Origin of the sequence: Sphingosinicella sp. YJ22 (assembly GCF_011320075.1) — a bacterium.
Lineage (GTDB): Bacteria > Pseudomonadota > Alphaproteobacteria > Sphingomonadales > Sphingomonadaceae > Allosphingosinicella.
Window position 1 is genome coordinate 1 of sequence record NZ_JAANPA010000065.1, and the last position, 7,719, is coordinate 7,719.

The 7,719-nt window shown below is 68.4% G+C and carries 5 protein-coding genes; 2 read left to right on the plus strand and 3 right to left on the minus strand.

Features of this window, described 5'->3' with window-relative positions; all coding sequences use genetic code 11:
* Positions 1-91 precede the first annotated feature (91 nt).
* The gene (gene mfd / locus G7B71_RS15180) at positions 92-3,547 is read left to right on the plus strand and encodes a transcription-repair coupling factor (protein ID WP_166042465.1); all 3,456 of its coding nucleotides are present in this window, start codon (positions 92-94) and stop codon (positions 3,545-3,547) included.
* Here the strand turns inward: mfd and G7B71_RS15185 are convergent.
* On the minus strand, positions 3,544-4,917 hold the full coding sequence (locus tag G7B71_RS15185; RefSeq protein ID WP_166042457.1) for a M10 family metallopeptidase C-terminal domain-containing protein: 1,374 nt from the start codon (positions 4,915-4,917) through the stop codon (positions 3,544-3,546). The genes mfd and G7B71_RS15185 overlap by 4 nt on opposite strands.
* A 139-nt stretch (positions 4,918-5,056) precedes the next feature.
* Here G7B71_RS15185 and G7B71_RS15190 point away from each other — a divergent pair, with 139 nt between their 5' ends.
* Positions 5,057-6,007: an aspartyl protease family protein gene (locus tag G7B71_RS15190; protein WP_166042459.1), complete on the plus strand. Its 951-nt coding sequence runs from the start codon at positions 5,057-5,059 to the stop codon at positions 6,005-6,007.
* On the opposite strand, the gene G7B71_RS15195 is transcribed toward G7B71_RS15190, so the two are convergent.
* Both G7B71_RS15195 and G7B71_RS15200 read right to left on the minus strand, forming a co-directional pair.
* Entirely contained in the window at positions 5,985-6,419 is a 435-nt protein-coding gene (locus G7B71_RS15195; RefSeq protein WP_166042461.1) for a hypothetical protein, read from the minus strand. The two genes, G7B71_RS15190 and G7B71_RS15195, sit on opposite strands and share 23 nt — an antisense overlap.
* Positions 6,416-7,719 (minus strand): bifunctional diguanylate cyclase/phosphodiesterase (locus tag G7B71_RS15200; RefSeq protein ID WP_166042463.1); only part of this gene is annotated, 1,304 nt, incomplete at its 5' end. The genes G7B71_RS15200 and G7B71_RS15195, both read right to left, overlap by 4 nt.

Here is a 7,719-nt window from a genome sequence, read left to right on the forward strand (position 1 = left end):
CCCCCCCCGCGACGGCGGAGGCTCGATGCCTCCGACGGCGCTTTTCCGCGACGGACTCCCCCACCCCAACCCCTCCCCTGAAGGGGAGGGGCTGATGGACCTTCACACCATCCTCAAGGCCGACAAGCCGCTCACGCTGGCGGGGGTGCCGGCGGGCTTCATGCCGTGGCTTGCGGCCGATCTCGCGCGCGCCGCGGGGACGGGCAGCCGCGCCGTGTTCATCGCTCCGGACGAGGCGGCGATGCGCGCGATCGGCGACGCCGCTTCCTTCTTCGCGCCCGAAGTCGACATCCTCTATTTTCCCGCCTGGGACTGCCTGCCCTACGACCGCTCCTCGCCGTCGCTGCGTTCGACGTCCGAGCGTCTCGCGACGCTGCACGCGCTCCAGCGCAAGCATGACAAGCCGCAGCTCCTCGTCACCACCGTCAACGCCGCGCTTCAGCGCACGCTGACCCCGTTCCGCGTCCGCCAGCTCGTCGCGAGCCTCAAGCCCGGCGAGCGCATCGACATGAATCGGCTCGCCGCCCTGCTTCAGGCCAACGGCTATGCGCGCACCGAGACCGTCCACGATGCCGGCGAGTTCGCGGTTCGCGGCGGCATCGTCGACCTGTTCCCGGCCGGCGAGGAAGAGGGCCTTCGCCTCGACTTCTTCGGCGACGAGATCGAGACGGTGCGGCGCTTCGACCCCGGCACGCAACGCACCACCGGCACGACCGAGGGCTTCACCCTCCTCCCCGCCTCCGAGACGCTGCTCGACGAGGACAGCGTCAAGCGCTTCCGTTCGCGCTACCGGGAGCTGTTCGGCGCCAACGCGACCGGCGACCCGCTCTACCAGGCGGTTTCGGACGGGCGGCGGATCGCGGGCCTCGACCATTGGTTGCCCTTGTTCGAGGAGCGTCTCGCCACCCTGTTCGACCACCTCGACGACAGCGACCTCATCGTCCGCGACGCGGGCGACGCCGGCGCCGCCGACGCTCGGTTCGAGGCGATTGCCGACTATTACGACAACCGCCAGCGCGCCCAGTCGAACGACCCGGGCAGCTACCGGCCGCTGAAGCCCGAGACGCTCTACCTCACCCAGGACGAGTGGAAGGAAGCGATCGCCGACCGGCCGATCCACCTCACCACGCCGTTCCACGAGCCGGCCAGCGCCAGGGTCATCGACTTCGAGGTCGACGGGCCGCGCGACTTCGCGCCCGAGCGCACCCAGAACCAGAATGTCTATGAGGCGGTCGCCGAACACGTCGCCGGCCTCAAGCGCGGCAAGCACAAGGTCGTCCTGGCGAGCTATTCGGCCGGCTCGCGCGAACGGCTGAAGGGCCTCCTCGCCGACCATGGCATGAAGAAGCTGGAGCTGGTCGACAGCTGGCAGGAGGCGATGGGGTCGACCGGCACCGCGCTGATCGTGCTCCCGCTCGACCACGGCTTCACCACGCCCTCGGTGGCGGTACTGACCGAGCAGGACATGCTCGGCGACCGCCTGGTGCGCCGGCGCAAGCGCAAGAAGAGCAAGGAGGCGTTCTTCGACGAGCTGGCGACGCTGTCGCCGGGCGACCTCGTCGTCCATGCCGACCACGGCATCGGCCGCTACGAGGGCCTGACCCAGATCCCGGTGCAGAAAGCGCCGCACGACTGCGTCGCGCTGACCTATGCCGGCGGCGACAAGCTCTACGTGCCGGTCGAAAATATCGACATCCTGTCGCGCTACGGCAGCGAGAGCGACGGAGTCGCGCTCGACAAGCTTGGCGGCGAGGCGTGGCAGCGACGCAAGGCGCGGATGAAGGAGCGCATCCGCGAGATCGCCGGCGACCTCATCAAGATCGCCGCCGAGCGCGCGCTTCGCCCCGGAGTCGTCGCCGAACCCGACACCGGCTACGCCGCTTTCTCGGACCGCTTCCCCTATGAGGAGACCGACGACCAGGACCGCGCCATCGGCGACGTCATCGAGGATCTCGGACGCGGCAAGCCGATGGACCGGCTGGTCTGCGGCGACGTCGGCTTCGGCAAGACCGAGGTTGCGCTTCGCGCCGCCTTCGTCGCGGCGATGGCCGGGCTCCAGGTCGCGGTGATCGCCCCGACCACCCTGCTCGCGCGCCAGCACTATCAGAATTTCAAGGAGCGCTTTCAGGGCTTCCCGGTCGAGATCGGCCGCCTGTCGCGCCTGGTCACGGCCAAGGAGGCGAAGGAGACCAAGGATCGCCTCGCCGCCGGCAAGATCGACATCGTGATCGGCACCCACGCCCTCCTCGGCAAGGGCGTCGAGTTCCGCAATCTCGGACTGGTCATCGTCGACGAGGAGCAGCGCTTCGGAGTCACCCACAAGGAAAAATTGAAGACGCTTCGCGCCGACGTCCATGTGCTGACGCTGACCGCGACCCCGATCCCGCGCACGCTTCAGATGGCGATGTCGGGCCTTCGCGAGCTGTCGGTGATCCAGACCCCGCCGGTCGACCGCCTCGCGGTGCGCACCTATGTGATGCCGTGGGACCCGGTGGTGATCCGCGAGGCGCTGCTGCGCGAACATTATCGCGGCGGCCAGAGCTTCTTCGTCGTTCCGCGAATCGCCGACCTTCCTGACATCGAGGAATTCCTGCGCGAGGAGGTTCCGGAGGTCCGCTACGTCGTCGCTCATGGCCAGATGGCGCCGACCGAGGTCGAGGAGCGGATGAGCGCCTTCTACGACCGCAAGTACGAGGTGCTGGTGTCGACCACCATCGTCGAGAGCGGCCTCGACATCCCGACCGCCAACACGATGATCATCCACCGCGCCGACCGCTTCGGCCTCGCCCAGCTCTACCAGCTGCGCGGGCGCGTCGGCCGGGCCAAGACCCGCGCCTACGCCTATTTCACCACCGAGGCGAACCGGCTGCTCACCGATGCGGCACAGAAGCGCCTGCAGGTTCTCGCCAATCTGGAGAGCCTTGGCGCCGGGTTCCAGCTCGCCACCCACGATCTCGACATCCGCGGCGCCGGCAACCTGCTCGGCGACGAACAGTCCGGCCACATCAAGGAAGTCGGCTTCGAGCTCTACCAGTCGATGCTCGAGGACGCGATCCTGGAGGCCAAGGCGGGCGGCATCGCCCGCAACGAGACCAAGGACCTGTCGCCTCAGATCACCGTCGACGCGCCGATCCTGATCCCCGACGATTACGTCCCGGACCTCGACCTGCGCATGGGCCTGTACCGGCGCCTCAACGAGCTGGAGGGCCCGCAGGAGATCGAGGCGTTCGCGGCCGAGCTGATCGACCGCTTCGGCAAGCTCCCCGAGGCGACCGAGAACCTGCTCAAGGTCATCGAGATCAAATTGAACTGCCGCAAGGCGTGCATCGCCAAGCTCGACGTCGGCCCGAAGGGCGCGCTGGTCCATTTCTTCAACGACAGCTTCCCGGATCTTCCGGGGCTGATCGCCTATGTCCAGCACCTCAAGGGCACGGCGAAGCTGCGCCCCGACAACAAGCTCGTCATCACCCGCGCCTGGGCCGATCCCGCGGCGCGCCTGCGCGGCGCGCAGCAGCTTGCCAAGGGGCTGGCGAAGATCGTCGGCTAGAGGATCAGATCGGCGGCAACGATCGCCGCGGCCTTCATCGCGATGGCGAAGTCGCAGACGCCGTTGCCGTCGATGTCCCCTTCGAGCCACAGCTGGCCGTGCCGGACCTCGAAGCGAAGCTGCCCCGCTGCGCCCGCGAATGCCGCGGTTCCGATGAAGGCGAAGGCATCGTTCGCGGCCGTCGACGGGATCGCGTCCAGCGCCGACAGGTCGATCCTGTCGACGCCTGAGGTAAAGTCGGCGAGATAGTCCGAGGCGACCTTCTTGCCGTCCGACCGCAGCAGGGGAAGATCGCTGTCGGAGTAGGAGGCATAGACGAACGTGTCTCCGCCCGCGCCGCCGACGAGCCAGTCGGAGTCGGCGCCCCCTTTCAGGACGTCCGCGCCGCCATTGCCCTCAAGCCTGTTCCTGGAGTCGTTCCCGGTCAGACTGTCGTTTCCGTCCCCGCCGATCGCATTCTCGATGATCGCTCCGAACGCGATCGAGATGTTCGCCGTCATCTCGCCGGAATCGCTGAAAGCGCCCTGGCCGAGGTCGATCCGCGACGGCGAAGAATAGCCCGACAGGTCCAATGTGTCCGTGCCGCCCGCGTCCCAGATCGTGAAGATCGAACTCGGATCCCGCGCCAGGTCATAGGCGGAACGGCCGGAGGTGTTGTTGAAGCCGTACACCGTGTGGCCGGTGCGGGTCGTCATGTTCGCTCCGTACAGCGACTGCAGTGCCGCCACGTCGTAGAGGAGCGGCGTCGAGGTCCATTGCAGTGTGGACCCGGAAACATGGTCCGCGCCGGAATTCACCGCGTTCCAATAGGACATCACGGTATATTGGTGGCTGTCCTGGAAAAAGAGCGCCTGGCTTTCGTAATTGGCCGTGTCGCCATTGTAGGGCCCCGGATGATCGAGGCCGAGCGCGTGCAGCACCTCGTGCATCAACTTGCGCGAGTTGGAATCGCCGATGCCCCAGCCGCCCTGCACGTTCGAGCGATTGTGATTCACCACGACGTCGACGCCGTAGATGGCGCCGTACGGGATATCGGCATTTTGCGTCAGATAATCCGTGGCCGCGCCCCAGAACGGCGCCGTCGACGTGTTCACCGTGTAAAATCCGATGAACGGGTTCGAGAAGGTCGCTCCCTGCCCGCTGTCCGCGATGTTGACGAACGAGAGGTTCGCGACGTCGGAGATGAGCTGCATCGTGTGCTGCAGCGACTGGAGTTCAGCCTGGTTGAACGGGCTGAAGCCGAGCTGGAAATCGTGGTGCGGCAGCGATTGGGCGTACAGCAAATAAGGGATCGGGATGCTGTTGTTCCATCGCGCCTGCCAATTGGTCAGCTGCGCGACGACCTGATCGAGCGTCCAGACGGGCTTCATACGCCTGCCCCGGTTGTGGTGCCGAAGGCTTGATCCGATCGCCGCCCGAGTCAAGCGAGCGCCCGGCGCTTGTCGGGTTCATTCCGCGTTTCATCGAAATCGGCTAGAGAGAGTCGCAGACCGGGCGGAGTGCGGCCCAATGATGAAGTGGATGACGTTCGCGGCGGTCATGGCGAGCAGCGCCGCCCTGTCGCAGCCCCAGGACTCGGCCCAGCCGCAGGATCCGACTCCGACCGAGACGCTCGGCTACCGCGCCGACTCGGGGGAGCGAATGACGGTGCCGATCACGATCGGTGGCCGCGGCCCGTTTCGCTTCATCATCGATACCGGCGCCGAGCGGACGGTGATCTCGCGCGAGCTCGCCGCTCGGCTTGCGCTCGATCCCAGCCGCAACGTCCGCCTCGCCGGCGTGGTCGACGTGCGCGAAGTCCCGACCGTCATCATCCCGCAGCTCGACGTCGGTCGACGCTCGCTGACCGACGTCCAGGCTCCCGCGCTGCACGCGGCGCATATCGGCGCCGACGGCATGCTCGGCGTCGACAGCCTGCGCAACCAGCGCGTGGTGTTCGACTTCGAGCGCCGGGAAATGCGCCTGTCGCGCTCGGCCGCACAGGACGACCGCTGGCCGCCGGACACGATCGTCGTCACCGCCCGGACCCGGCTCGGCCGAATGGTGCTCGCCGACGCCACGGTGGACGGCGAACGGGTGCGCGCGATCGTCGACACTGGATCGCAGGTCACCGTCGGCAACGAGGCGCTGCGCCGGCGGCTGGTCCGCCGCGGCCGGATCGACCCCACCATGATGCTCGAAGTGACCGGAGTCACCGGTGCGACGGCGCAGCTCAATTACACCGTGACCCAGCGGATGCGCATCGGCGGCGCGCACATCGCCAATCTGCCGATCGCCTTCGGTGACCTCGACCTGTTCCGCCTCCTCGGTCTGGAAGACCGGCCGGCGATCCTGCTCGGCATGGATGCACTGCAGCTGTTCCGGCGGGTCTCGATCGATTTCGGCGCGCACCGGCTGCGGCTGGAGCCAGGCCCGACCAGCCAACTCGGCGGACCGCTCAGGGTGGCGGCAGCTCGGTAGGCACGGCCGCCGCGGCCGGCAGCTCCTCGGCCGCCTCGGCGACGGCCAGCTCCTCCCATGCCCGGTCGCGGTGCATCTCGAACGTGCCGTCAAGCTCGCCCAGGCTCCACACGCCCGCGACGCTGTCGCCGTCTTCGGACAGCTGGCCGACATAGTCGACGGCATGGGCCGCGTCGCTCGACCCGTCATAGGTCTTGGTGAAGTCGACCGACCGTGTATTGCGGCTGCCGGCGAGCAGGGCTTCCAGCTCGTCGCTGGCGAAGCCGATCGTGTTGGGCTCGATGATCGAGCCCGACAGCACGCCGTCGAAATCGTCGATATGCGCCACGAACGGCGTCGTCGGGCCCTGATAGGCGGGATAGGCGTAGGTGCCTTCCCACAGACCGGTCATGTTGAGCCGATCTTCGCTCACGCCGCGACCCCAGCCTCTCCTTCGATCAGCTCCGCAAGCTGCCCGGCCGCCAGCGGCGGTGCGCACAGGAAGCCCTGGTAGAGGGTGCATCCCTCCTGGGCGAGCAAGGCCAGCTGCTCGCGGCTCTCCACGCCCTCTGCGACAACGGCGATGTCGAGCGAATGCGCCATGTCGATGACGCTGCGAACGACGACCCGGTCTCGCGGCGACCCGGTTATGTCCTCGCACAGCCGGCGGTCGAGCTTCAGATAGTCGAGCGGCAGCGCCTTGAGATAGGCGAGGCTCGAATAGCCGGTCCCGAAATCGTCGATGGCGATCCTGAAGCCGCCGCGGCGCAGCTGGCCGAGCAGCTTCGCGGCCGCGGGCAGGTCCTCGATGAGGCCGCTCTCGGTGACCTCGACGGTGATGCGGTCGGCGCCGAGGCCGCTCCCCTTGACCAGCTTCAGGAAATGGTCGGCGAAGCCGGGCCGGACGATGTCCTGCGCGGTGACGTTGATGGCGACGCGGAGATGCGCGAGCGACGCCGGCCAGCCGGCGACGGCGGCGACGGCCTTGCGGTGGATATGCTCGGACAGCTGGACGAGATAGTCGGACGCCTCGGCCACGCTGAACAGGGTGCCGGCGCCGAGCGCGCCATACACCGGGTGGCGCCAGCGGGCGAGCGCCTCGACCCCGGAGATTCGGCCGGTGGCGATCTCGACCTGAGGCTGGAACACCACGTCGATCTCGTCGGCATCGAGCGCGCGCCTGAGGTCGATCTCGAGGCGGTCGCCGCGGGCGCTGGCCTGCTCGCTCTCGGCGTCGATCAGGGTGACCGGCACGCTTTCCTGCTCCTTCGCCTCGGCGAGCGCGGCGCTTGCCCGGCGCAACAGCGAGGCGGCGTTGTCGCCCGGCCGCGACACCGCGATTCCGACCCGCCCGCCGATGGTGATGACCTGGTCGCCCGACACGAACGGCCGCGCCATCGCCTCGACGAGATGGCCGGCGAGCGTGCGGGCTTCCGCCGCTCCTTCGGGCGCCGACAGCAGGACCGCGAACTCGGCTCCGGCGAGGCGGGCGACCGCGCGGCGTTCGCCGTCGGTGTCGACCTGGCGCTCGATCCGCCGCGCCGCCGCCTGAAGCACCGCATCGCCGCTGGCCCGGCCGAAGGCGAGGTTGATCGCGTCGAAGCGGGTGAGCGCGAGCAGCAGCACGACCGCGGCGGGCCCGTCGCCCTGCCCTTCGCCGTCCAGCCGCCGGGCGAGCCACTCGCGCGCCGCGCGGCCGTCGCGCACGCCGGTGAGGGCGTCGCGGCTGCGGT